The following is a 26080-nucleotide window of genomic DNA, read 5'->3' as shown; positions in this document are numbered from 1 at the left end:
CTGCGCTCGTCTGAGCATGCAGTCACTCATGACCGATCCCTATCGGATACTGGCTCGGTTCCGCGAACAGGCGCCCGCTGTCGCTGTCGAGCACACCGGCTATCGCATGTGGCTGGTCACCCGCTACGAGGACGTGCGCAGGATACTCGCGGACACCAGCGTGATCCGTGACTTCGTCGCGAACCAGCATCGGATCAACACCAACAGCCGGGTCCGGCCAGTGTCGCAGGCCCATCTGGTGGACGCCTCACGCCGCAGCTTCTTCGAGCGTGACGGTGCTGACCACCGTCGGCTGCGAGGATTCGTCAACGACGTGTTCACCCCAGATCGGCTCGCACAGCTGCGCGTCGAGGTGGAACAACTGGTCGAGCGACTGCTGGACACGCTCCCGGTTGGTGAACCCGTCGACCTCATGACGGCATACGCCTACCCGATCGCCATGACCGTGATCGGCGACCTCGCCGGGGTACCCAGCCAGCCAAGGAAGAACATCCCCGTCTGGATATGCGAGATGATCACCTCGCCGGTGATCAGCGAGATCGAGCACGGCGCGAACCAGTTGCATGCCTTCTCCGTCGAGATGGCGGCGCTGAAGCGGGCCGAGCCGGGACAGGACCTGTTCACCGACCTCCTCCAGGTGCGCGAGCGGGAACTGATGACCGAGGACGAGCTCACGTCGATCTACCTCCTGTTCCTCGTCGCTGGGACTGAAGCGGCCTCCGCGATCGGTAACGGTCTGCTGACCCTGCTGCGGCACCGCGACCAACTCGACGAACTGCTTGCCACGGGGGACAGTTTCGCCGATGCGGTGGAGGAGATCCTTCGCTTCGAGTCACCCTTCCGGCTGATGGGACCGCGCCTGTCCACCAGGCCGGTGGCGTTGGACGGGCCGACCATCCCCGCGGGCGAGCTCATCCTGCTCTCACCCGGTGCCGCAAACCATGATCCGCTGCGGTTCCCGAACCCGGACGAGTTCGACGTGCGACGCCGCCCGAGCGGACATCTCGGGTTCGGACACGGCCCACACCACTGCCTGGGTTACGCGCTCGGCCGACTGGAGACGACCACGGCGCTGCGGCAGCTGTTCCGGCGCTACCCGAACACCGAACTGGTCCACTCACAGCGGCCGGCGGACTGGCGTCCGGGAAAGTTCATGCGCAGGCTCAACACGCTGGCCGTCATCCTGCGTTAGACCAGGCGCGTTCCGGGTAGCCGAGATGGGGTTCGGACACCTGGTCGAGCCTGGTCCTGATCTCCGGCGGCAGGTCGAGTTCGGCGACCGCGAGCGATTCCCGCAGCTGCTCGGCGGTGCGCGCGCCCACCAAGGGGGCGACGACACCTTCCCGGTCCCGCACCCAGCTCAGCGCGACACCCAGTGGCGGAACCCCCAGCTGCTCCGCCGCCGTCGCGACCTCCTCGACCACGGCGGCGGCCCGCTTGCTCTCCGCGAGGCCGCGGACGTACCACTGGAAGAAGCGGCTGTCGGCCCGCTCCGCGGGAACACCGTTGCGGTACTTCCCGGTCAGCACGCCGCGACCGAGCGGCGCCCATGGCAGGATGCCGAGCCCGAAGTGCCGCGCCGCCGGTAGCACCTCACGCTCGATTCCCCGTTGCAGCAACGAGTACTCGACCTGCACGGAGCTCAGCTGCGGACGTCCGAGTTTGTCCTGCGTGGTCGCCGCCTTCGCGGTCTGCCAGCCGGTGTAGTTGCACAGCCCCGCCGTGCGGGCCCGGCCGCTGGAGATCGCCTGCTGGATGGCGTCGAGGGTGTCGTCGAGTGGGGTGTGGTCGTCCCAGATGTGCATCTGCCAGACATCGACGTGGTCCAGACCCAGCCGGTTCAGCGACTTGGTGAGCTCAGCCAGCAACGTCGCGGCCGAAGCGTCCGTACCGAACGGCGGTTTCTCACCGGTGAGCACGGCTTTGGTGCAGAGCACGATGTCCTCGCGGGGAACCGTGCCGCGCAGCAGTCGGCCGAGGATCTCCTCGCTGCGCCCGCCGCCGTAGATGTTGGCCGTGTCCACGAGATTGCCACCCGCGTCGACGTAGTCGGTCAGCTGTGCGCCACAGTCGTCCTCGGACGTGCCCAATCCCCAAGTCGCTGTACCGAGACCGATCCGTGCGACACTGATACCGCTGTGCCCGAGGGTCCTCCGCAGCACCGCTCACACCCCTTTCCCCTGCGCACGCAACCGTGGTTTGCCCATCGCGTTGCGCGGGATCGAGTCGACTTCCTCGATCAGCCTGAGCTTGTTGTGCGGCGAGACCCTGCCAGCGACATGGGCGATGATCTCGTCGAGGTCGACGGGGTGTCGCAACACCACGTACGCCTTCGGCAGTTCGCCAGCGATGTCGTCGGGATGGCCGACAACGACGGCGTCTTCGACGCCGGGGTACTCCAGCAGCAGCGATTCGAGTTCCTCCGGGCTCACCTGGTACCCCTTGTACTTGATCAGGCGCTTGTGCCGGCCCGTGATCGTGACGTGGCCACGGGGATGCGCCCGCGCGAGATCACCGGTGTGCAGCCAGCCATCGCTGTCCGTCAACGCCACCGAGGACGCGGGATCGCCGAAGTAGCCAGAGGAGACCTGCGGGCCTCGGATGCGAAGTTCGCCTTCGTCCCCAGGGATCACATCCGTGCCCGTTGCCAGGTCCACGATGCGCGTTTCGGTTCCGGGCAGCGCGATGCCGACCGCCCCCGGCGGCCCGGGGTCGCCATCGGGAGTCACATGGGTGCAGCCTGCTTCTGTCATGCCATAGCCCTGTACGACGGCAACCCCGAACCTTCGCGTGCAGTTCTGCGCGAGTGCGGCGGGCAACGGTGCTCCGCCGGAGAAGATCAGTCGCATACCGGCGAGGTCGGTGTCCTCCACATCCTCGCTGCGCACGAGTTCAGCGAGGATGCTCGGCACGAGATAGGGGACGGTGACTCCGTGGCACCGTATGGTCTCAACCAGGTTTCGCGGTGTGACGGGCGTTGGGGCAATGACCAGTTTCGCCCGTGCACGCAGTGCGCGGTTCATCGCCATCTGCATCCCGTAGATGTGCCACAGCGGAGTCACCGCGAGCACGACGTCCTCGGACGTCAACTGGTGCAGCAGGTCGATTTGGGCCAGGTTCACCGCGAGATTGCCGTGGGTCAGCACCACCTGTTTCGGGATTCCCCGCGTCCCGCTCGACGCGGCCAGTACTGCGACGTCGGAGCCACTGGGCTGATCACCGGCCACTCCGCCACCCTCGTCGAGCGATCCGGGTTCGTCGACCGTGAGGACCTTGCCGACCTCGCTGGTCAGTTCACCGAACCCCCGCAGCGTTGACGTCGTCAGAATCGCCGATCGGACTTCGTGTCCGCGCAACGACCGCCGCCATTCCCTGACACCGCCACGCGGATCAAGGGCGAGCACCGTGCCCCCAGCAAGCAGGATGCCGTGAAACGCGCCGATCAGGTCGACACCGTTCGGGCAGCTCAGCACCACCCGATCGGCTCTGCCCACCCCGCTAGCCGACAACCACGAGGCGATCCTGCGTGTCAGGTCGTACAGTTCGCGGTAAGTGGCGCTACGACCGGTGGCACAGTCGACCACCGCGATCCGATTCGCGCACACAGCCCCGGGGCCCGTACCCCACACATGACCCGGAAGGCTTCGTGTCGCCGCTTCGAAGACGTCTTTCCATGCGCTTGCGGTCATGCATGGCCGCCTTTCATCGGCGAGCTTCGGAGGAATCCACCTGCCCGCACCAATGGTAGCGACCACAACTGCCGACTTGGGAGAGACCAGCTGACCGGTAAACGTGGGTGAATCAGGGTCCAGACAATTGGCCTCTTGTTTTCTGCGCTATCTGGACACGTTGACTGGCGCCGACGCGGGAATCGAGCGTCTGGCGTGCCACGTGCTGGAGTGGACGCGAGAGTTCTGGGACATACGCGACGGCACCCCAGCACGGGTCACGGGACCTCTTGCTGCACAGCGCTTTCAGCGTGCCTTGCGAGCGCGCAGGACATACGTGTCCAGCGGGAGCGGACAGGTGGCGGTGAGCTCGAAGCCCGCGTCGGCCAGCAGGGCGCGGTAGTGCGACTCGGTGCGTTCCCGACCGCCTACGTTGCAGAGCATGTGGATGTCCCAGGGGACCGCGAGGGAGTCGGTGTCGGCGGTCTCCGGGAGCAGGCGCTCGATGACCAGCAGTTCAGCGTGCTCGGGCATGTCGGCCGCACACGTGGTGAGGATGGTGCGGCACTGCGCATCGGTCCAGTCGTGCAGGACGCGGGACAGCAGGTAGACGTCCCCGACCGTGGGAACGGCCTCGGTGAAGTCGCCGGGAACCAGGGTGCAGCGAGTGGCCACCGGGGCCAGGGTCGACTTCGCGGTGGCCAAGGCGTGTGGGCGGTCCAGGAGAACGCCGTGCACGGTCGGGTTGGCGGTGAGGACTCGGGCCAGCAGTTCACCGTTGCCGCCAGCGACATCGATCACGGTGCCCGCGGCGGAGAAGTCGACGACACGGGTGAGTTCGGTGAACATGGCGTTGCTGGCGGCCATGGACCGGTGGAACAGCTCCGCCAGTTCGGGGTTGGCGGCCATGTGGGTGAAGTGGTGGGCACCGAACACCTTCGCGTAGGACTCCTCGCCGGTGCGAACGGCGTCGGTGAGCGCGGCGAAGGACTGGTAGAACGGACCGCCGTACATCTGGGCGAGCGGACGCATCGTGCCTTCGAGGTCCGACCGCAGGAGGGAACTCAGGTCGGTCAGCGCGTAGCCCGCCGCTGAGGTGTGGACGAGGCCGAGGGTGGTCAGGTAGCGCAGGAGCCTGCCGAGGCTGTCCTGGTCGGCGCCGGTGGCCGCGGCCAGGCCAGGCAGGTCGGGGATCGTGGCGAGGTGGTCCGGCAGGCGCAGTTCGACGGCGGTCGCGATGGCCTGGGTCGCCCAGGCGCCGGTCATCAGGCGCAGCAGTTGGGTGCCGGGCACGGACTCGCGCTGGTGGGTGGCGAGCAGGTGCGGGAACTGCCCCGCGCAGAGCAGTTCCATGCGGCGGAACGCCGGGAGGGCGTGGTGGGCGTCGCGGAAGTAGAGGACGGTGGCGCCCTCGTGGCTGTTGTAGCCGCCCCCGTCGGGGCGCATCCGGGTGGCGATCGTGGCCCTCAGTCCACTCACGACAATCGGGTCGGCGTCCGCGACGGCCAGCGCGAAGTGGTTCTCCCGGCCGTACAGCCGTTCGTCGGCGGCGATGTGGGCCAGTTCCGGCGGGGTGACCATCGCGAAGATCTCCAGCTCGCACGGCCGGCCCGCGCGGTCGGTCACCGGGGCGCGCAGGATGCGGATCTCCAGCTCGGCGGCTGGCACCGCGTACCGGCGGCTCAGCCGGTCCCGGACGACCACGCTCGGGGTCATCGCACCGACTTCGATGCCGTGGTGCGCCAGTTCCTCACCCAGTCCGTCGAGCGTGCTGGGGAAGACGAGTACGGCGGCATGGGTCAACGGGGCGTGCGCGGCCAGCGCCGCACGTTCGGCCTCGCTCAGCGACGGTATTGCCGTGGCGAGCACCGACTCGGTGTCGTTGGCGGCGATGAGCGCCATCGCCGTGGCGAGGCGGGTGAGGTCCTCCGGGGCGAGGGCGGGGGCGATCGTCGCGGTCATGTTCCACTCCAGCTATCAGATGCCGACGTAGCTCTCGGCGAAGAAATCCTGGTGGGCGCGGCAGTCGCGCAGGCTGTCGAGCCGGGCACGGCGCAGCGCGTGCTCGAAACCCGCGTCCGGCTCGGTGCGGGTCGGCCCGTGCAGGAGGGCGATCATCCAGTGGGAGAACTCCTGCGCCCGCCAGATGCGGGGCAGGCAGGTGCGCGAGTAGCTGGCGAGGGCGTGGTCGTCGTCGCGGGTGAGCGCGTCGGTGAGCGCGCCCGCCAGGATCTCAGCCTCCATGATCGCCAGGTTGGCGCCCTTGGCGGCGGACGGGCTGATCAGGCTCGCGGCGTCGCCCACCAGGAACAGCCGGGCGTGCTGGATGGGATCGATGATGTCCGAGCGCAGGTGCACGATCCGGCGCTCGGTGACCGGTCCCTGGCGCAGCGGGCCGAACTGGTCGACCCGCATGCGGACACCTAACTCGGCCCAGATCCGCTCGTCGGTCCAGGCCGCCGGGTCGTCACCGGGCGGGACCTGGAGGTAGTAGCGGGTCACCTCGGGGCTGCGGGCCATGTGGCCGGCGAACCCGTTGTCGTGCATGGCGTAGGTGACCGCCGCCATGCTCTGCGGAGCCTGCGTGAGGACGGCCAGCCAGGCGATGCCGTGGTCGCGGGCATGGCGGGTCACCCTGGCTGCTGGGATGGCCTGGCGGGTGACGCCGTTGCTGCCGTCGCAGCCCGCTAAGAACCGGCCCCTCGCCTCGCCGGTCCCGCCCGCGTGGCGGAAGCGGACCGTGGCGGTCTCGGCGTCGACATCGGTGACGGTCACGCCGAAGCGCAGTTCACCGCCGCGATCGAGGTATTCGGCGATGAGGTCGGTGACGAGGTCGTGCTGTGGGTAGACCGTGTGCATCTCGCCGCGGCCGAGCTTGCCGTAGTTCAGCTCGAACTCGCCACTGGCATCCCGGAACGCACACGTGTCGTGTAAGCGTCCATTGTGGAGCATTCCGGCGGCGAGCCCGTGCTCGGTCAGCACCCTGGCGCTGTTCGCACCGAGGAACCCCGCCCTGGCCCTGGCCTGCACGTGCTCGCGACTGCCACGTTCCAGGATGAGCGTGTCGATCCCCTTGGCCCGCAGCAGGTTGCCCAGCACCAATCCCGCCGGCCCTGCGCCGATGATGAGCACTGTCGTCTGATCAGCCATGATTCCCCCGGAGTCTCCTTGCCCGTCGGTCACGCTGTCGAACTCCCGCTGGTGCCTCGCGACGGACCCGAGGTCAGCGGGGTGGTGCCGAGCAGTGGATTTGATGAGTACACCGTTTGCCGTGCGTTCACGCGTGAGGCGCCCGGGATTAGCACGTCATGTGATCAGCGTGCTGACCCGTGGTGCGAAACGCCGACGGTATTGACTCGCCCCGTCCAGGAACGGGTCGTCGCAGACAGGCCAGACTCACGTACGGATTCCCTTTTCACGACGACGCCCCACCACCGCGGCAGCGCTCAAGCTGATCTTCCGGAGGAGAGCTAACAGTGTCCGCGTACACCCGTCCAGTCGTTACACACCTTGGAGCGCGCAATCACCCATACGGATCACGTGTTGCACGGTTGAACTGCGGCGATGGCGGGAACCCCACTTCGGTCTCGTGGCCGACTCCGCTCGGCGCCAGCCGCGCCCTGGCCTTCGGGACCCGCCCGCACGGCGTCACCAATGCGAACCTCCTGTTTGAGGACTTACAGCTCTAGTGTCGATCTACGGGGCTGCGGACACTGTGCCCCGGCAATGTGTGTGGGATGCCACCCCACACCTCGGCGGTCGCCGCACCACCGGCGTCGCCGTGGAGGGAGGACGACCTTGCCCGCACGCAGTGGCCTGCTACCTGTCGAACACCTCGATTTCACGACCTCGGATCCCGAGGCCGCGCAGGCGAAGTTCGATGAACTGTACCTGCGGAACCGGCTGCACCGTCCGGACACGGGCAGCTTCTCGATGCGGTTGCGCCGGTACGTGGTCGGCGGGCTGTGCATGGATCAGCTGCGGTTGCGCGGATCACTGTCGCTGGACGGCGATCCCTTCCGGGACTTGGTGTTCGGCTTCCTGCGCGGTGGCCGCTGGTCCGGCGCCACCCGCAGGGAGGAGTTGCGCGGCCGGGCGGGGCTGGCGTTCGCGCATCCGATGCAGGATGCGGCCGTCTACACCGGGTTGGACCTGGACTGCTGCGCCCTGACGCTGCCCGCCGACGCGGTGCGGCGGGCAGCAGCCGAGCAGTTCGGCCACGACCGGGTGCGCTTCGTTGCGATGGCCCCGATCAGCTCCGACATGCGGGACTGCTGGCGGGCCGCCGCGGAGTTCGCCCACCAGCAGTTGCGCACCCCGCCCAGCACGCTGCGCGAGCCATTGGTGCACACCCAGGTGGTGCACCTGCTGGCCGCTGTCGCGCTGGCCGCGTTCCCCAACACCACCATGACCGCCGACTATCTGCGGGGGCCCGGCTGGGTCGCACCGGCCGGGCTGCGCCGGGCGGTCGCGTTCATCGACGCCCACGCCGATCAGCCGCTCACCCTGTCGGGCATCGCGGCCGCCGCGCGGGTGGGCCCGCGCGCGTTGCAGTACGCCTTCCGCCGCCACCACAACACCACCCCCATGGGCTACCTGCGCCGGGTGCGGCTGGACCGCGCCCACCAGGACCTGCTCGCCGCCGTCCGTACCGGTGCGGACAGCGTCGCGGAGATCGCCCGTCGCTGGGGATTCGCCAATCCAGCCCGGTTCGCCGCCCTGTACCGCGAGTCCTACGGCCGCCCGCCCCACGGGGACCTGGTCCACGAACCCCTCTGAGGATCGCGCGGGAACACCATGGGACTAGCCTTCGAAAGCACTGATCTGGACGAGATCCAGGAATTCCTCAGCGTGGGCTACACGGCGATGCGGCTCAGGGCCCGCTGCCAGGAGCGGTACCAGTACCGGCTCATCCGGAATCCGTTGGGGCCGATCAGCCTGGATTTTGCTGACGCCGGCTTCGACGTGGACTACCTGGTCAACCCGCCGGGCAGCCTCTGCTTGGCCGGCGTGGAATCCGGCACCATTCCGTACCTCGAGACCGAGGGCATGCGGGACAGCTACGGCCCGGGTGAGGTGTTCCTGGTCGCGCAGCCCGATCGACCCTTCGCCACCCGGTCATGTCGCACGCGCTACAGCTACACCGTGCTGGAGCCTGCGTTGCTGTCCCAGGTGGCCGCGACCGCTCCCGGCCGCACGGACGCCCCGGTGCGGTTGACCGGCTACCGGCCGATCTCCCCGTCCGCCGGCCAGCAACTGTTGCGCACCATCACCTTCCTGCGCGACCAGGTCATCCCTGCCCCGACGATCCGGGACGCGCCGTTGATCACCTCCACCGCACCCCAGCTGCTGGCGGCGGCGGTGCTGGCCACCTTCCCCAACACCGCGCTGATCGACCCCACCATCGAGGACCGCCACGACGCCCACCCCGCCACTCTGCGGCGCGCCATGGCGTTCATCGACGACCACGCCCACCGCGACATCAGCGTCGCCGACGTCGCCGCCGCCGTGCACGTGACGATTCGTGCGTTGCAGTACGCTTTCCGCCGCCACCGCGGCACCACCCCGATGGGCTACCTCCGCCAGGTCCGCCTGCACCACGCCCACCAGGAACTGTTGGCCAGCGACCCCACCACCGGGGCCACGGTCACCGAGATCGCCGCCCGCTGGGGCTTCTTCCACCCCGGCCGCTTCGCCCACTACTACCGCCACACCTACGGCCACCCACCGGCGCGGACCCTGCTCCGCCGCGCCTGTTGACCGATGCCCTGGTGCAGACTCCGGGGGCAACGGGGGGACCCCGGAGTCTGCACCACAGGGAACTAGGGCGGCGGGTTCTGGGCCGACCTGCCCGTATGGCCTTGATGGCCACGTCCCAGTTTGCCCCCTGGGAACCCACTGCGCAGCAGACCAGACGAACGCTCGTCATCCCAGCTCAGCGGGCACACCATCCCGAAAACGAAACCTGGACCGAATCCGAGCAGGATCCCACCGCTCCGGCTCTCCAGGGAGCGGCGCACATACCGGTGAGCGAGCACCTGGCCCGACGCGGGCTCAGGATCGGCGGGCGGGGGAGCACCGCGCCGATGATCACCACGGTGCCTGCGGGCAACTGCCAATGATGTCGGCGCCTCTGTCGTGCGGGCGAGGAGACCTGTAGCCGGCTCACCAGTGCCTCGCCTATGCGGCAGCGTTGACCAGGGAGCGAAGTTCGACGGTGTGCGAATGGCCGAGTCCAGCGAGCAGTTCACTGGCCTGGTGCCAGCAGGCCCGCGCCAGCTCGCCCTGGTCCAGATCGGCGAGGGCATGCCCGAGCAGGCCGAGCCAGGCGCCCACCCCGGTTTTCGGTTGCGACCAGTCGAAGATGCCGGACGGCATCCAGTTCGTCTCACCGGGCACCGGTTGCTTGGCCGCGAGCCACAACCGTACGACTTCAGCGCGCAGTGCGGCGGCGTGCTCGTCGTCACCACGCAGCTGGGCGATCTGGACGAAGACGTGCATCACGAACGCCTCGGCATGCTGGTCCGCGTGATCGCGGGACAGGGACACTCCCTTCTCTGCCAGCGCATATGCCGCGTCCATGTCGCCGAGCATGGCCGCGGTGCGCCCGAGTCCCGCGGTGGCCAACACCTCGCCCCGGACGTCCCCGGCGTTCCGACTCAGGTCGAAAACCCGCTGATAGCACGCCCGCGCCACGTCCAACTGTTGCCGCATCGTGGCCGCCACGGCGGCGACGAACGCGATCTGCGACAGCGTGCGGCTGTCCTCCTGCGCGCACGACGCCCGAACGCGAGCCAAACCAATGTCGATCCTGGCCAGACGATCCAGCGCGAGCAGCGGTCTGCCGGGCGCCGCCTCGGCGACGGCCGGGTCCCGCGAGGCGCACAGCATCCGACCCACGAGCGCGTCGAACCCGGCGATCGAATCCAGTTCGACGCTCTGCACCAACCGGTACAGCGTGTCGCTGGCCCCGTGCCCCTCGGCGTCGCTGGTCAACCAGGTCCGCGTCGCGGACATGTCGGCCAGCGGCATGAGGGTGTGCGCGTCGGCGGCCAGTGACATCGGTACGGCCCCGGTGCTGAGCCCGCAGGCGGTCGTGGTGATGGCGACGGTCAGGTGGAAGTCGAGCAGCCGCGTCAGCGCCGCCACCCGGTCACCGGACGGTTCGGACTCGCGTGCCCGATCGCAGGCGTACAGCCGGACGAGGTCGTGGTAGCGGTACCGGCCGGGCCCCACCGACTCCAGCAGGCTCAGGTCGACCAGTTGTTCGCACAGCCGCTCGGCGACAGCGGGCGGGCGGTCCAGCATGGCGGCGGCCGAGTACCGCGAAAAACCGTGCAAACCGGAGATCGACAGCAGCCGGAAAGCGTGCGCCGATTCGGAGTCGAGTTGGTCATAGCCGAGGCGGAACGTGTTGGCAACGGCCACGTCGCCCAGCCGCAGTTCGTCCAGTCGACCGCACTGGTCGGACAGCCGTTCGGCGAGCAGCGGCAAGGTCCAGTTCGGCCGGGACGCCAGCCGGGAAGCGCTGATCCGCACGGCCAGCGGCAGGTTGCCACAAGCGTCGACCACGGCTCGCGCGGCCGGTTCCGGGGTCGCGGTCCGTGGGCCGACGACCCGGCGCAACAGCGTCAGCGCCTCGTCCGTGTCGAACACGGGGAGCTCGAACGTGCGCGCACCGGGCAGGCTGGCGATCCGGGACCGGCTGGTGACCAGCACGGCGCAGCTGCCAGTGCCGGGCAGCAGCGGCGCCACCTGCCCTGCGTCGTGCGCATTGTCCAGCACCAGCAGGACTTTGCGGCCGGCCAGCACCGATCGCAGCAGCGCGGCCCGCTCGTCCAGACCGGCGGGGACCGCGTTCTCGCCAATGCCGAGCGCACCCAGGAACGAGTTCAGCACGAGCTGCGGCCGCGCTGGTTCCTCGTCCACGCCATGCAGATCCACGTACAGTTGGCCGTCCGGGAAATGAGCCTTCACCCGGTGCGCCACGTACACCGCGAGCGCGGTCTTGCCGACCCCGCCGAGCCCGCTGATCACCGAGGTCGGCATCGTCGAGCCGTCGCTGGCGAGCACGGACTCGGCGACCTGCTCGACGATCGCGGCCCGCCCGGTGAAGTCCGGGACGGCCGCCGGCAGCTGTGCCGGTCGCGGCAGACGCTGGCCCGAGGTGATCGGTGATCGCCCCGGCGGATACGCGATGTCGTTGCCCGCGAGGATCTGTTGGTGCAGCTCACGCAACAGCGGTCCTGGTTCGACCCCTAGTTCGGCGACCAGGTGGCGACGGCTGGCACCGAACCCGTCGAGCGCCATCGTCGGTTGTCCGCACCGGTACAGCGCGACCATGCGCTGGGCCAACATCCGTTCCCGCAACGGGTGCGCGGTGACCAGCCCGGCAAGTTCGCCGACGATCTGTGCGTGCCGGCCGGACATCAGGTCAAGGTCGAGCCGGTCCTCCAGCACCATGAGCCGCTGCTCGACCAGCCGCGTTCGCTGCGCCTGCGCGTACGGGCCCGGCACACCGGCCAACGGCTCGCCCCGGTACAGGGCGAGCGCACCCGACAGCAGGTCCGCTGCCTCGGCCACGCGTCCTCGCTCGTCGTGCTGCCGCGCGTCGATCACCTGACGCTCGAACACCTTGGCGTCCAGGGCATCGACGGCGATGTCCAAGGCGTAGCCGTCGCCAACCGAGCGGAGCACGTGCGAGCCCACGGGGTTGGGTTCGAGCGCTCGACGCAGCCGGTAAACATACGTGCGCACGGCACTGATCGCACGGGTCGGCGGATTGTCGCCCCACACACCATCGACCAGCTCGGCGGTCGACACGGCCTGGCCCGAGGCGAGCAACAACATGGTGAGGACGGCCTGTTGCTGCGGTGGACCGACATTGAGATCGAGGTCGCCTCGATGAGCAAGAACCGGTCCCAACACCCCGAACCGCAGGTCGTGGTGGAGCACTTCACCCCCGTGTGAGTAGCCGCTCAACGACGCACTGCTCGCCGTTTATACCACCGGGCGGAGTCGGCTGAATCCGCAACGGGAACAGGGGGTTCATCGAACGTTGATCCGATGACGATCACGACCGTCGAGGATGGGGCACCTCGTGCTGACGGCGCATCCGCCACGAGCGTCCAACGGCTACGGAGGGGTCGATTTGGCTTCCCTTCCGTACATGCCGTGGATCGAACGCCTTGCTGGAGCCATCCCTGACTGCTAAGGGGAATCCCACTCTCCAATGAATATGAGTGGTCCTTATTCCTTGCGGAGCATAGAACATCCTGTGCTGGTTCCGTTGAGCCGTACAGGTGTAGCGAGACGTCCGTTCGGACAGCAGGCGTCAAAAGTTGAGCAACAAATGGGAACAACCGGGAACCCAGAGGGCGCCGTGGCCGTCGCAACAGTCCGAATGGGATGACCGATGGGCAAGGCTCGGCCAGGTGCTGGCGATGACGGGCGAGCGCTGAGCGAGGAGGACGACGTGGATACCGGCCAGTGGCTCACGCAGTACAAGGACAAAGTGGAGGGGATCAGGCAGGCGGCCGCTGAGGTGACGGACAACATCACGGCCGCGACTGTGACGACGAGTTCGCCGGACGGGTCGGTGACCGTCACCATCGGGCCCAACGGCAGTCTGCGTGACCTCCGGTTCGGCAACCGCGCGAGCGAGCACAGCCACACCCAGTTGGCGGCATTGGTGATGAAGACCGTCGCCAGGGGCCAACGCGCGGTCGCTGAGAAGGTGGTCGAGGCGTTCGCGCCGATCGGCGCGGGAACCAGCGCGATGGACCTGCTCACCAAGTTCGTACCCGAGGAGGTGCCGGACGAGCGGCCGGTACCCAGCACCTACGACGAACTCGCCGTCGAGACCCCGCCGGCTCCCACACCACCGGTACGGCCGCAACCGGTCCGGTCCGGCCCGGCGCCGACCGCACCCGCTGCCGCTCGGCCGCGACCCGCACGGCCAGTCCTCGACGACGCTGACGACTTCAACGAAAGGCCCTGGTGACCATGGAAGCCTATGCTGACGAAGGCTCCGTGCCCGCCGGTGGTGTGGCCACCGCCGACGCCTCGATCTTCGACGAGCACGACTCGGCGGTCAGCCGGATCGAGAGCGCCGCGGAGGAACTGGGGCACAGCCTCATGGGCCAGTCCGCGAGCGATGCGTTGTCCATGGCTGTCTCCTTCGCCACCGACCCGGTGGGCAGCCTCGTCTCCATGGGCCTGCAGTTCCTGATCGAGGCGGTGGAGCTCGTCGTCGAACCGCTGGCCCACCTGGACGTCGACCAGGGCGGGGTGCACTCGTCGGCGCAGGGCTTCGACCAGCACGCCCAGTCGCTGCACCAGTTGGCGCGGGACCACGCCGATGACGCGAACTCGTTGGGCGAGAACTGGCAGGGCGATGCCGCGGACAGCTACCGGCGCGTGGCGGGCAAGACCGGTAGCCAGTTGCAGTCGATGGGGCGGGTGCTGTCTGGCGCGGGCAGCGTGACCAGGGCCTCTGGTGGTCTGGTCAGCGGTGTGAAGAGCCTGGTGACCAAGCTGATCAGTCAGCTGGTCGAGCGGTTGATCCCGGGTGGGCTGGGTGCGCTCGCCGCCGCCCCGGAGACCTTCGGTGTGTCCCTCGCACTGTTCGTGGCCGAGGCGCTGGTGACCGCGATTCAGGTCGCCACCGAGATCGCCAGCAAGATCAGCGAGCTGATGAGCGCGTTGGGCCAGGTCGGGCAGTTCATGGACGAACTCGGCTCGATGGTGGAGAAGCTGGCCGACGACCTGTTCGGCGACGGCGAGGGCTCGACTGGTTCCGACGGCGAGGGCGCCACCGGTTCCGAGGGCGAGGGCGGCCCGGCCGACTCGGACGGCGGGTCCGAGTTCCCGAGGACGCGCGTCGGCGGCGTCATGGGGACGACGGGCGGCATCGACGCGACGGATGACCCGGACTCGCCCGACGGCATCGGCATGCCTGACGGGTCCGATGTGCCCGAGGGGTACGCCCCGCCGGGGGGCATGGACCTGCCGGCCGGCATCCCGGCCGGGATGCCGCCCACGCCGGAGGGCCTCACCGGACCACCCGGCGGTGCCGCGCCCGAGCCGTTGAGTCACCCGGCAACCAGTCCGGCCGGCTTCAACGCGCCCACCGGTACCACGACATCGGCTTCGCCGAATTCCCCCAGCAGCCCCTCGATGCCCACCTTGCCGCCCCGGCCTGACGGCGGTGCGGGTCCAGGCACCCCGACTTCCTCCTACACGCCGCCGAGCTTGGGCGTCCCGTCGATGCCCACGACCAGTACTGGCGCTCCCCCTTCTGTTCCGTCCGCGAAGCCGGGGTCGGCCGGGGCGCCCGAGCACTCGCCTTCCCCTGTCACGCCGGCAAGTACTCCGAGCACGGCCACCTCCTCCTACACGCCACCCAAGATCGGGGTTCCGTCGATGCCGACCGGCGGCGGTGGGGGTGGGACCTCCACGACCGGTGGCTCCTCGAGCACACCGCCGCCACTGAACATGCCGCCCTTGCCGACGGGCGGATCCTCGCCGGGCGCTGGCGGCTCCTCGTCCACGCGGGACGACAAGAAGACTCCAGCTCCCTACACGCCGCCGAAGATCGACGTGCCGCCGTTGTCGACTGGTGGTCCTGGTGGGGGGATGCCGTCGTCGGCACCGCATGGTGGGCCGACTCCAGCTCCGTATTCGCCGCCGAAGATCGACGTTCCTTCGTCGCCGACTGGTGGTCCTGGTGGGGCTACGCCGCCGTCGGCACCGCATGGTGGGCCGACTCCGGCTCCCTACACGGCGCCGAGGATTGATGTGCCGCCGTTGTCGACTGGTGGTCCTGGTGGGGCTACGCCGCCGTCGGCACCGCATGGTGGGCCGACTCCGGCTCCCTACACGGCGCCGAAGATTGATGTGCCGCCGTTGTCGACTGGTGGTCCTGGTCCGGGGATGCCGTCGTCGACACCGCACGGCGGGGACACCCCGACCCCGTACACGGCGCCGAAGATCGGGACACCGACCCTGCCGAACAGCGGCTCGCCGGAGGTGCACAGGATCTCCGGTGACCTCGGCTCGCCGAACCACGTCGGTAGCACGACCAGCGACACCCTGCACCGCGTGGAGCAGGCCGTGGACAAGGCCATCGAGAGCATGCCGGGCTTCGCCAACGGCCCCAACTCCGCCGTGCTGCACCAGGTCGAGCAGGCGGTCAACCACGCCATCGAATCCACTCCCGGATGGCAGGCGCCCGACACCGGTTCGCCCGATCCCGCAGCCCACCACCCGAGCCCGGTCAGCACTCCCTCGCCGCCGCACAACACCTTCACGGCACCCACGGGCGGAGGCGGCGCGGCACCGGCCGGCTACTCCGGCGGCCACGGCGACGCGGGCGTTGCCGCTTCCGGGGCTGGGGTTGGGGTTGGCACGGTGACCGGGGCGACGAGCGAGTCGTCGACGCCACCGCAGGCCGCTGGCACGCCGAACCCGGCCGCCCAGCCCCAACAGGGTGGTGCGATGGGTGGCATGGGCGCGATGGGCGGCATGTCGGGGGGCCGCGGCGGTGGCGGCGAGGACCAGACCCGCAAGTCGCCCGGGTACATCAGGGGCGACAACTCCCCGTTCCAACCAGTGGGGGAGGAGTTGCCGCCTTCGGTCATCGGTGAGAAGCAGCGCGGTCACCAGGGTGGTGCCAGGTGACCGCTGGCCAGGCACCGGAGAGGAACCAGTAGATGCGGCGCGGAGGTTTCTCGGCGCACACGCCGTCCATCCACGACCACGCGAGGCGGACCGGTCAGCGTGCCGAGGACGTGTCCCAGGTCGGTCGGGGCGTGAGCGGCGCGGGCCTGTCCGGCAACGGGCTCGGTCAGGTGGGTGCTTCGACCGCGGGTGCGCACCAGCAGTTGGTGTCCCGGGTGCAGACCTCGTTGGGGCGTTCCGGCGACCGGTTGCGGGGCCAGTCCGATCGCCTGAACCAGAGCGCGCGGACGCTCACCGATGCCGATGAGGAACACGCCAATCGACTGCACGGTATCCACCGCCGGTCCGGCGGACCGCCCTCCCTGCGGGGCACCGGCGGTGGCCCGAGCCGGACCGGCGGATCCGGCGGCGGGCGCTATCACCCCTACGGCCGCCCAGGTGGTGGTTCCGGAGGCCGGCCTGGTGGCGGGCAAGGAGGCTTCGGTGGTCACCCCGGCGGCGGGCCCGCCCAACCGCCGCGACAACCGGGGCCGGGTCAGCCCGGCTGGCGTCCGTCCAACTACCAGCCGACCATCCCAGACGAGGTCCACACGCATGTCGCCTACGGCGGCTGGAACGGCCAGCAGGGCAGGCCGACCGGCGGCCATGTGCTGCAGAGCGACCTCACGGGGCCGCATCCCGATCCCGCGGGCCTCGCAGGGGGCACTGCTGGTCATGGCTCACTGCCGCCGTCGAACGGGCCGCACAATCCGCAAACCAACGGGGTCTACACCAACCCCAATCCCCACATCGTGTTTGACCCCGCCTACGGGACGCACCCCAAACCATCGACCAACCACACGAACTTCCCGATGGGGATCGACGCCCAAGGCGTGCAGCAGATCAGCCAGAACGCCTGGAACAATCCCTATGCCAAGATGTGGCCACACGAGGACAGGCCTGGTGGCGGCTGGACGGGCACGACGTACATTCCCGACGGCTATCCGCAAGCCGGCCAGCCCATCAAGATCAACGGCCAGTACGACGGGTCCGGCCAGGTGTCCACCTACTACCCGGCGCAGCACCAGCCGCCGCCACCACCTTCGACACCACCACCGCCGCCACCGCCCGGTCCGTGGCCGCCCGCCACCAGAGGGGCGCGGTACTGAGGCGATGTTCACCACCGGCGACGAGATCACCTTCAGCCACGACCAGTGGCGTCGGCTGCGCATCACGATGCTGCCGGCCTACCGGCCGCTCGCGGCCTGGCTGCACACCGACGTGCAGCCGAACCTGGCCGCCCTCGACCAGTTCGCGGAAGTACTCGGACAGGCCGCGACCAACCGCGAAACGGTCAACGGCAACGGCTGCTGGATCGAGTTCCGACCCAACGACGTGGTCATCGGCAGCCTGTACGACCGGTGGGAACCGCTACCGGTACCCACAGGGCTGTTCTGGCCGGTGCTGTCGGGGCTGCGCGGCTTCCTCCTCGGCGCCGCCGCCGAACCCGGACTCACCCGCCCGGACGGGTACCCGGCGGTCAGCCGGATGACCACGCGCCGCCCGCCACCCACCGGTGGCCGCCCGGTGCTCGTCGACCGCACCTACTTCCCGCCCGAGTGGTCGGAACAGCAGGTCCAGCAGGCCGCAGCGGGTGCGTGGGGCAGCGCCGAGGCGCTGTACGACGAGCACACCGGCACCTGGTCCGGCCTGTGGTGCGGTGGTGAACTGGCCGGTTACTACGACCCGGCCACCGGCACCGTGCAGAGCTACTTCCCCGTCCTGGCCCCGTAGTCCACGCAGAGGAACCACAACCAGATACGGACCGACCCCTGCACGGCTTCGGCAGCCGTGCAGGGGTTTCCCTTGGAACGCCGCTACGCGTCGGCGTCAGCTGGTGATCGGACGGACCGGAACGGCTGGCCGCGTGCTGCTCCTCCGGCAGATCGGCGAAACCCTCGTAGGGGAGTCCGGTCGCGGTGACCGCGAACACCGTGCAGGTGCATCCGAAGCTGAGGTGGTGGGGGCGGGTGACGAGCCCTCGATCAGGGGTTGGCGAGGATGCCGTTGACGTAGGTCTCGGGGTGGGTGGCGGCGTCCTGGCGCAGCACGCTGAGCCCCTCAGGCCAGTTCGCGGTCAGCGCGGTGGTCTGGTCTGGTGGGATGGTCTTCAGTGTGGTCGGGACCCATTTCGTGGAGCCGTTGCTGCCGTTGGATCCTGGGGAGTAGGGGAGCACAGAGATGTCCGCGGTCGCGCTGTCGCCGGGGTCGACGCTGTTGCGGGGCGCGCCGTTGTCGATCTGCGGCAGGTGGTAGGTGTCGCCGTTGGGGTCGGCGGGGCCGAGCAGGTCCACCCCGGGCACCCCGTACAGATCGCACGTGCGGGACGAGATGTTCTTGTAGACCAGCGGTACCGTGTATCCTCCGGAGCCGTTCTTGGCCTGGATGGGTTTTCCCACTGACAGCGACAGTTCGCTTGTGGCGCAACGCTTCTGAGTCACTGGCTGGGCTGCGGAGGGCGCCGGGGTGCTGGCGGTGCTGCTGGCCGGAGCCGTCACGGACGCGCCGGGGGTGGCCTGCGTGCTCGGTGTGCCGCAGGCAGCCAGGAGCAGGCCCGCGGAGGCGAGGATGACGCAGGCGCGGACAGCGCCGGTCGTATCCGGTTTCATGGTGTTCCCTCCTGTGATCGCTACGACGACAGTGACGCACCGTCGAGCGGAAGGTTGATCGACTCGGACGACAACCTAGCAACAGTGCCTGTTTGTGCCCCTCGGCGGCTCGCATGGTTTGACGTGGTCGGGTTTGGGGTACAGCACCTGGTCAACGGTGTCGGCTACTGAACGGGCCGAGTACCCGGGCCAGAACGACGAAAAGCGCACGATCGGTGGCGGACATCACTGCGTCGGTGAGGGCCTGGGGCAGCAGGTGCGGCAACAGTGCAGGCTTGGCGGCCTGACCGCGCGTTCGTCCAGCGGCCGACTACTGATCGGTCGGGGCCGCGCCAGCGCGAACCCAAGCCAGCCGGATCGTGTCGTAGTCGATCACAACGATGCCTTCCTGATCGAGAAGCTCCTTGGCTTGCTGAGAGATCAGGAACTCGTAGTCGGTGCTGCGCACCCGCCAGCCGTCGTTGATCATCCTGGACTGCTCGCTGCTCGCGCCGGGATGCACCGCCCACTCGGTGAGTCCGGCGGGTAGGGCATGCAGCAGTTGGGCGTACCGGGCCGTTTTGCCATCGATGTCCAGGGCGAAGCTGTCCAGGAAACCGTTGTCGACCACCGGTAACCCCCGCAGCCGTGCCTTCCGCAGACCTGGTTCCAGCCAGACCCTGGTAGCCAGGCCATACTCGGCAGCCAGCGTCATGGTGAGTTCGAGAATGTCCTCGCGTCCACCGTCGGCCAAGCAGTGGAAGTCCAGATGTGTCGGGGTGAGTCCGGCGTCCACCACGGCGTTGATCTGGGACCGGAACTCCATCTCGACCTCCGGCAGGCGGGCGCGTGCCAGCAGCTCAGCACGCCCGACGGGGGTGAAGGTGTGCAACTGGCCGGTGTCGTCGAGCAGGGACGGCACCGTGTTCTTCGCGCTCAGCGGTTCCCACCGGTCTCGGGGTGAGTCGCGGACCAGCGTGAGATGGATCCCGAACGCAACCTCCGGTCTGTCCCGCAACAGCTGCATGGCCTGAGGTGCCGCGGGGCAGACCACCATCAGACTGCACGAACTGGCGATCCCCCGCTCGACCGAGTCGATCACCGCCGTGTTGATGCCCTCGTGCATCCCGAAGTCGTCGCAGTTGACGATCAGTACTCGTGCGTCGGGCGGATGCCCCAGCAGCTCGCTCGACTTGAGCGAGGGCGCGGTGACATCAGTGGATAGCCGGTCCATCCTCCCAGTGTGGATCAACGACTGGACGGTCGGTAGTGCGGTCGCGGGCGGGCCAGAACCGTTGTCGCATGGGCATTCCTGGTCGTTAGGGGCTATCGGTTGACAGGTGATGGTGATCGCTCGACTCGAATCAGCCTCGCCGAGTGCCGTTCTGGTCCGCTCTCAGCGAGCCCGATCGCTGGACCGCCCCGCCCGCCTGGACCCGGTAGAACACTCAGGTCACCCGCGCCGCCGATCGCCGACATCGGTGGTGTGACGCGTCTGCCCCGGCAGGGTGAGCAGGACGGCTGGTGGGTCTACGAGGGAGAGTGCATCGCCAGGCGTGGAAAGCGGTCGGACGGCATCCTTCCGATCCCGCTGATCATCACGGGTACGGGCCAAGAACCGTGAACGGGTCCAACCATCGTGACCGGTCGGCTGGCCGTCCGTGAGGAGCGAGAGGCAGTGGGCCCGCGGAACGTGCTGTCTGGCCCATCAGCCCCAGGTTGACTTGAATTGCGGTAAAGTACTTCACGGCAGTTCAAGTCTTTGGCTGGACCAGGGGAGGACCAGGCCATGACGGACAACCAGGACCCGCATCTCAGCCCGCACGGGGCCCTCACCGAGATCGACCGCGTCAACGCGCGCGCCCGGCAGGCCGCTCGCTGGACCGGATGGCTCTGGATCGCCGCGGCGGCGACCGTGTTCGCCTTCTACTTGGGAACGGGCTCAGGGATCGAGACGGTCGTCGGGATCGCCGCACCGCTCCCGCTCGTCGTGACACCGGCGCTGTACCTGCTCGAGGCGCGTCGGCGTGTCATCGGCCGGGTCGCCGCGCGCATCGAACGCCCGGTGGCCACCGCCTTCGTCGGTGTGGTCGTGATCGGCACGGTCGTGAAGCTCACCGTGCTGCCCGCCGGGCTGACGGTCTGGCTCGTGGTGTTCGGTCTTGCCATGGCCTTGCCGTGCCTGGTGGGCGCGTGGCGGGTCCTGCGGGCCTGACCGGTGAACGACACCCATCCGCGCTTCGCGTTGGACGACACGATCCATGCCCCGGTCAGGCTGTCGATCATGGCCGCCCTGGCCGCGGTGGATCGCGCCGACTTCACCTTCCTGCGCGACTCCATCGAGGTCAGCGACTCGCTGCTGTCCAAGCACATGACCCACCTCGACAACGCCGGCTACGTCACGACCACCAAGGGCTACCACCACAAACGCCCCCGCACCTGGTTCGCACTCACACCCGCCGGCCGCGAGGCATTCACCCGCTACCGCGAGGTGCTCCGCCAACTCGTCGACCGCCCTCCGATACCAACTCCTGACCGAGACCCCGAAGCCTAGCCACGAGTGAGCAGCGCACCTCACGAGTGCGCTGACAAGCAGGAGCCCCACATCTCGGGGCACCTCGCAGTGCTGTCTGTGCCGTCATGCGGTCACCCCGCCACCCGCAGTTGGACGGCGACCTCCTCGATGTGATCCAGCGTGGCGTCGACGTTCGGATCGGTGGACTGCGTCCACCTGTGGGGGACACGGGCCAGATGGGGACGGTGGGCAGCGTCTCACCAGCGTCTCCCCAGCCCGACCCAGTGCGGCCAACGCAGCCCCATCCTGGCGACCGCGTTGGCCTGCTCCCGCGGGTCGCCTGTCCGGACAGCTCCCGCTGGGGCCTACGACAACCGCTCGATCAACGCGGCGACATCGGCAGCCGCTGCCGGGCTCACCACTGGTAGGGCAGGAACTTGCCGTTCAACGTGATGACCACCCTGTCTCCATCGGGATCTGGCTGCCGCGCCACGTCGAGCCGGAAGTTGATGGCGCTCATGATCCCGTCACCGAAGTTCTCGTGGATCAGTTCCTTGATTGCTGGGCCGTAGACCTGAAGCACCTCGTAGAGGCGGTACACAGTGGGGTCCGTCGGCACACTGGAATCAAGGGTTCCTCGGCTTGGCTGGCGCAGCAGCGGCGCCAGTACCTGGGGGTCGAGCTGGAGCTCCTCGGCCACGACCTCTTAGTACTGCCCTCCAGCAACGTTCGAAGTCCAGCCTCACGACCTCCACTGTTCCAGCGGTGCTGGAGATCCGCTAGCAATCATCGGACATGATCGGCCGACCGGAGGGGAGAACCTGGTGGTCCCCACCGCCGTGGGGACCACCAGGCGGCCCTCGTGAGGGGTTTGCGAAGGCCGGCCGGAAAGTTCGTGGGTATGGCAGAACTTGTCGGAAGTGCTACTCGGCTGGTTCCTCCACCGGCGCACGGTGATGGCGGTCGATGAGCAGAAAACTGAGGATCGCTCCACACAGGGCGACCGCGGCGCCCACCACGTAGGCCGTCCGCATACCTGAGGAGAACGCCATTTCGGCGGCCTGCTGGAATTGCTGGTGCAGGGCGGAGGGCACTGTGCTGGTCGCTCCGCTGATGTCACCCGCCGCGACCGTGACGGCCAGCGCGTCGACGTGCTCGGTCAGCGTGGGGATCGCGCCGACCGCGGCGGACAGGCTGCCGGTGACCGCTGCGGCGAGTACGGCGCCGATGCCACCGAAACCTGCTGTCATGCCGACGATCCGCATCGTGGAGTTGATCCCGGAAGCCATGCCGGAGCGGTCCGCTGGCACGATGCTGATCGCGATGTTGCTCATCTCGCCGTTGACCAGCCCGGTGCCGATGCCGCTGATCAGCCCACCCAGCGCGAATGTCTGCCACCCTGCGCCCAGGGGGACCAGCGCCAACAGGGTCGCACCGACCGCGACGAGGAGCTGGCCCAGCGCCAGCAGCGCCCGTGCGGACAGGATCCTGGCCAGTCGCGCGCCCAGGGGACCGGCGACGAACAGTGGAATCGCGAACGGGAGCATTGCGAGTCCGGCCTGCAACGGGCTGTAGCCGAGTACGGCCTGGTAGTACAACGGGGCGTAGAGGAAGAGGCCCCAGAACGCGAAGGAAAGGACCAGTGGTACCGTTGTCGCGCCAACGAAAGTTCGGTTCCGGAACAGGCGCAGGTCGATCAGCGGGTAGTTCCTGCGAAGTTCGTAGAAGACAAAAATGACGATGAGGACCGCGGCGACCGCCAGTGCCGAGAGAATGACCGGGTTCGTCCACCCGATTTGGGGTGCGGTGACGATCGAGTAGACGAACAGAAGGGTGGCCGCGCTGAACAGGGCCAGCCCGCCGAGGTCGAGGTGAGTCGCGTTGGGGTCCTTCGACTCGCGCGTCCGCAGTATGCCGAGAACGAGTACCGCCACCCCGAACGGCACGTTGAGCAGGAAGGCCCAGCGCCAACCGCCCAGGCCGACGGCGAGGCCGCCGATGAACGGCCCGAGCGCGGCGCCCAGGCCGGAGGCGACACCGAAAACCGCGAAGGCGTGCGCCCGTTTGGGGCCGCTGAACTCCCGCACGAGCAGCGCGAGGGAGGAGCTGAACATCCCGGCGGCGCCCAGTCCCTGTGCGATCCTGCCCAGGTTGAGCAGCAGGATCGACGGGGCGACGCCCGCCATGAGCGAGCCGAGGGTGAACACCGTCAACCCGCTCAGGAAGACCTTTCTGCGGCCGAAGATGTCGGCCATGCCACCGCCTGCCATGAGCAGCGCGGCGAACGCCATGGTATAGCCGTTGATCACCCACTGCTGGTCTGAAAAGCTCGAACCGAGGTCACGCTGGATATCCCGCAGTGCCACGGCGACGACGGTGTAGTCCAGGGGGAGTAGAAATGTGGTCACGCTACTGGCGATGAGTATCGCGGTGGCGTAACTCAGGCGTAGTCGTGAGCTCGTTGAAATGCTGTCGTCGATCACCGTGACTAGCTCCCGTTAGCTGCTGACGTCCTGGCAAGCGGAACGCGTGCGAGGGCAGACCTGTCGGTCCTGGCGAGGTCTCAGTCCCGCTTATCATTGCAGTCGGGGAGGGGTAGTGCTGGCACTCATCGGACTTCACCCATTGGGGACCGGAAACGGCGCGGCTGATCTGCTGGGCTGCGCGGAGCCCGCAAGGTCCTGCGACCTTCCGGTGATACCTGAGCCAGGTCCTGACATTGGTTCCCGTGAAACCAGTTGTGTGCAGAAATATCGCGCTCAAAATTCCACCAGGCTAGCGTACGCCCGGCCCGAGGACATCGACACGTACGAGAAGTCGGGCACCCACCGGCCAACTCCAGTGCCGCCGCGGTGTCCTCGACGGCTGCCTGACCGGTGTGGCCGGGGATTCGGTGCGTGCAACAACGACGTCATGACCACCATTGACTTAGTTAAGAAGGTTTCCTAATCTCAACGCATGTCTGAGACTCCGCGGCGCAGGAGGTCTCGAACCTCCCGCGACCCCGCCAACCAGCCCTGCCTGGCGGAGCAGTACGACGACGCCATGCGGCGGTACTCCCGCCGGAACATCTTCCGGATCGGCGCCATGGGGGGCGCCGCACTCACGGCCGGCGGTGTCCTGGTCCCCAACGCCGCCGCGGCGGCCAGCCCCTTCGCCGTCCCGACCGTGCTTCTCAACGCCGAGACGGTCGCCGGGTCGGCGTTGCGGCCGTTCGGGCGGCACCTCGCCTACGGTGCGGACCCCTCCCGCACCCTCGTGGTCTCCTGGCAGACGCCCGCCAAGGTGAGCGCCCCCTACCTGCGGTTCGGCACCGTCCCGGGGGAGTTCGGCGAGGCCGTGCCCGCCGAGGTGCGCGCGCTGACCAGCGACCTGGCCTGGCAGAAGCCGGACCACACGTTCTCGCCGCACCTCGGCAAAGCCGTGACCCAGTACTACCTGCACGTCCGGCTGGACAACCTGCTGCCCGGCACCACTTATTACTACGTCGTGGGCCACCAGGGCTACGACCCCACCACCAGCGGACGTATCGGCGAGGTCGCCACCTTCCGCACCGCCCCGACCCCGGCGAGCAAGAACGGGTTCTCCTTCACCGCCTTCGGCGACCAGGGCGTCGGCTACAACGCGCTCGCGACCAACAGCCTGATCGCCGATCTCGCGCCCCAGTTCCACCTCGCCATGGGCGACATGAGCTACGCGCTCAACGGCGAGGGCGGGCACCCGGCCGAGGACGTCTACGACGCGCGCAAGTGGGACTCGTTCTTCGCACAGAACGAGCCCATCGCCGCCGAGATCCCGTGGATGGTCGCGCTCGGCAACCACGAGATGGAGGGGTGGTACGACTACCACGGCTACGGCGGCATGCGGGCCCGGTTCACCATGCCCGACAACGCCTGGGACGGTTCCACCTGCATCTACTCCTGGCGGTACCAGAACGTCGGTCTGATCAGCCTGGACGGCAACGACATCTGCTACAACAGCCCGTCCAACCTGAACTACACCGAGGGCAAGCAGCTCAACTGGCTCAAGGCGCAGCTCGGCAAGTTCCGCGGCGATCCCACGATCGACTTCATCATCGTCTACTGCCACCAGTGCACGTACTCCACCTCGTCCTCCAACGGGGCCGAACTCGGCGCGCAGGAGAAGTGGGCCCCGCTGTTCGACCAGTACCAGGTGGACCTGGTGCTCAACGGGCACAACCACGTCTACGAGCGCACCGACCCCATCCGTGCGGGCAAGGGCAGGAAGAAGGCGGCGATCCAGAGCACCGTCAACTCCGCCACGGACGGCACCACGTACATCACCGCCGGGGGCGGCGGCGAGAGCATCAACAAGTGGGTGGACTCGAAGATCGACGACTCCTACTACGGCCACGTCAAGGACGCCACCGCCACGATGCGGTTCGACGAGGAGAACGGGGAGGAACACCAGGTCAAGGTCACCTGGTCCCGCGTGCGATACCGCGGCTACAGCCTGGTCGCGGTCGACGTCACCCCGGCCGCGAACGGCACTCCCGCCCAGCTGAAGGTACGCGCGCTCACTGAGAAGGGCACGCTTGTCGACGAGATCACCGTGCGGCGCAGCTGACG

Annotated in this window: 19 protein-coding genes; 10 read left to right on the top strand and 9 right to left on the bottom strand. The window is 68.4% G+C overall.

All coding sequences use genetic code 11. From position 1 onward, the window contains the following. Positions 1–28 precede the first annotated feature (28 nt). Positions 29–1192 carry a cytochrome P450 gene (locus tag KALB_RS28460; protein WP_052360491.1) on the top strand — a complete coding sequence of 388 codons (1164 nt, stop codon included), beginning with the start codon at positions 29–31 and terminating at the stop codon, positions 1190–1192. On the opposite strand, the gene KALB_RS28455 is transcribed toward KALB_RS28460, so the two are convergent. From KALB_RS28455 to KALB_RS28440, 4 genes are all read right to left on the bottom strand, one after another. Beyond that, entirely contained in the window at positions 1179–2162 is a 984-nt protein-coding gene (locus KALB_RS28455; protein ID WP_025359084.1) for an aldo/keto reductase, read from the bottom strand. The two genes, KALB_RS28460 and KALB_RS28455, sit on opposite strands and share 14 nt — an antisense overlap. A 3-nt stretch (positions 2163–2165) precedes the next feature. Beyond that, complete coding sequence (locus KALB_RS28450) at positions 2166–3689, bottom strand: class I adenylate-forming enzyme family protein (RefSeq protein WP_081789574.1); 1524 nt, start codon at positions 3687–3689, stop codon at positions 2166–2168. Between the two features lie 285 nt (positions 3690–3974). Next, the gene (locus KALB_RS28445; RefSeq protein WP_025359082.1) at positions 3975–5630 is read right to left on the bottom strand and encodes a methyltransferase; all 1656 of its coding nucleotides are present in this window, start codon (positions 5628–5630) and stop codon (positions 3975–3977) included. 15 nt (positions 5631–5645) lie between these two features. Beyond that, positions 5646–6818: a 4-hydroxybenzoate 3-monooxygenase gene (locus tag KALB_RS28440; RefSeq protein ID WP_030107715.1), complete on the bottom strand. Its 1173-nt coding sequence runs from the start codon at positions 6816–6818 to the stop codon at positions 5646–5648. Between the two features lie 648 nt (positions 6819–7466). Here KALB_RS28440 and KALB_RS48755 point away from each other — a divergent pair. Then, on the top strand, positions 7467–8447 hold the full coding sequence (locus tag KALB_RS48755) for a helix-turn-helix transcriptional regulator (protein WP_025359080.1): 981 nt from the start codon (positions 7467–7469) through the stop codon (positions 8445–8447). An 18-nt stretch (positions 8448–8465) separates the two neighbouring features. After that, positions 8466–9428, top strand: a complete 963-nt coding sequence (locus KALB_RS28430; RefSeq protein ID WP_025359079.1) for a helix-turn-helix domain-containing protein — start codon at positions 8466–8468, stop codon at positions 9426–9428. Positions 9429–9848: 420 nt separating this feature from the next. Here KALB_RS28430 and KALB_RS28425 read toward each other — a convergent pair whose 3' ends face one another. After that, the gene (locus KALB_RS28425) at positions 9849–12518 is read right to left on the bottom strand and encodes an AfsR/SARP family transcriptional regulator (protein ID WP_052360490.1); all 2670 of its coding nucleotides are present in this window, start codon (positions 12516–12518) and stop codon (positions 9849–9851) included. Between the two features lie 625 nt (positions 12519–13143). On the opposite strand from KALB_RS28425, the gene KALB_RS28420 reads away from it, so the two are divergent. The 4 genes from KALB_RS28420 (at position 13144) to KALB_RS28405 (ending at position 18122) form a co-directional block, all read left to right on the top strand. Continuing rightward, positions 13144–13671 carry a YbaB/EbfC family nucleoid-associated protein gene (locus tag KALB_RS28420; protein ID WP_025359077.1) on the top strand — a complete coding sequence of 176 codons (528 nt, stop codon included), beginning with the start codon at positions 13144–13146 and terminating at the stop codon, positions 13669–13671. A gap of 2 nt (positions 13672–13673) precedes the next feature. After that, complete coding sequence (locus KALB_RS28415; protein ID WP_030108005.1) at positions 13674–16349, top strand: WXG100 family type VII secretion target; 2676 nt, start codon at positions 13674–13676, stop codon at positions 16347–16349. A 131-nt stretch (positions 16350–16480) separates the two neighbouring features. Further along, on the top strand, positions 16481–17497 hold the full coding sequence (locus KALB_RS47810) for a hypothetical protein (RefSeq protein WP_158510838.1): 1017 nt from the start codon (positions 16481–16483) through the stop codon (positions 17495–17497). A 4-nt stretch (positions 17498–17501) separates the two neighbouring features. Beyond that, positions 17502–18122 (top strand): hypothetical protein, encoded by a 621-nt coding sequence (locus tag KALB_RS28405; protein ID WP_025359074.1) that lies wholly within the window; start codon positions 17502–17504, stop codon positions 18120–18122. A gap of 251 nt (positions 18123–18373) precedes the next feature. Here KALB_RS28405 and KALB_RS28400 read toward each other — a convergent pair whose 3' ends face one another. Next, entirely contained in the window at positions 18374–18997 is a 624-nt protein-coding gene (locus KALB_RS28400; RefSeq protein ID WP_025359073.1) for a DUF4232 domain-containing protein, read from the bottom strand. Positions 18998–19307: 310 nt separating this feature from the next. Continuing rightward, complete coding sequence (locus KALB_RS28395) at positions 19308–20210, bottom strand: polysaccharide deacetylase family protein (RefSeq protein WP_025359072.1); 903 nt, start codon at positions 20208–20210, stop codon at positions 19308–19310. A gap of 555 nt (positions 20211–20765) precedes the next feature. Between KALB_RS28395 and KALB_RS28390 the strand changes: the two genes are divergently transcribed. Both KALB_RS28390 and KALB_RS28385 read left to right on the top strand, forming a co-directional pair. Further along, complete coding sequence (locus KALB_RS28390) at positions 20766–21191, top strand: hypothetical protein (RefSeq protein ID WP_025359071.1); 426 nt, start codon at positions 20766–20768, stop codon at positions 21189–21191. A gap of 3 nt (positions 21192–21194) precedes the next feature. Beyond that, positions 21195–21530 carry a winged helix-turn-helix domain-containing protein gene (locus KALB_RS28385; RefSeq protein ID WP_025359070.1) on the top strand — a complete coding sequence of 112 codons (336 nt, stop codon included), beginning with the start codon at positions 21195–21197 and terminating at the stop codon, positions 21528–21530. A gap of 376 nt (positions 21531–21906) precedes the next feature. Here KALB_RS28385 and cynS read toward each other — a convergent pair whose 3' ends face one another. Both cynS and KALB_RS28375 read right to left on the bottom strand, forming a co-directional pair. Then, on the bottom strand, positions 21907–22191 hold the full coding sequence (cynS, locus tag KALB_RS28380; protein WP_025359069.1) for a cyanase: 285 nt from the start codon (positions 22189–22191) through the stop codon (positions 21907–21909). Positions 22192–22414: 223 nt separating this feature from the next. After that, on the bottom strand, positions 22415–23974 hold the full coding sequence (locus tag KALB_RS28375) for an MFS transporter (protein ID WP_081789572.1): 1560 nt from the start codon (positions 23972–23974) through the stop codon (positions 22415–22417). Between the two features lie 475 nt (positions 23975–24449). Between KALB_RS28375 and KALB_RS28370 the strand changes: the two genes are divergently transcribed. Next, positions 24450–26078 carry a purple acid phosphatase family protein gene (locus tag KALB_RS28370; protein WP_025359067.1) on the top strand — a complete coding sequence of 543 codons (1629 nt, stop codon included), beginning with the start codon at positions 24450–24452 and terminating at the stop codon, positions 26076–26078. Positions 26079–26080: the final 2 nt, after the last annotated feature.

The organism is Kutzneria viridogrisea DSM 43870, from assembly GCF_000525635.1.
GTDB classification, from domain to species: Bacteria; Actinomycetota; Actinomycetes; order Mycobacteriales; family Pseudonocardiaceae; genus Kutzneria; species Kutzneria viridogrisea.
Note: the sequence above shows the minus strand (reverse complement) of the source record. Positions and strands in the feature narration are given on the sequence as shown.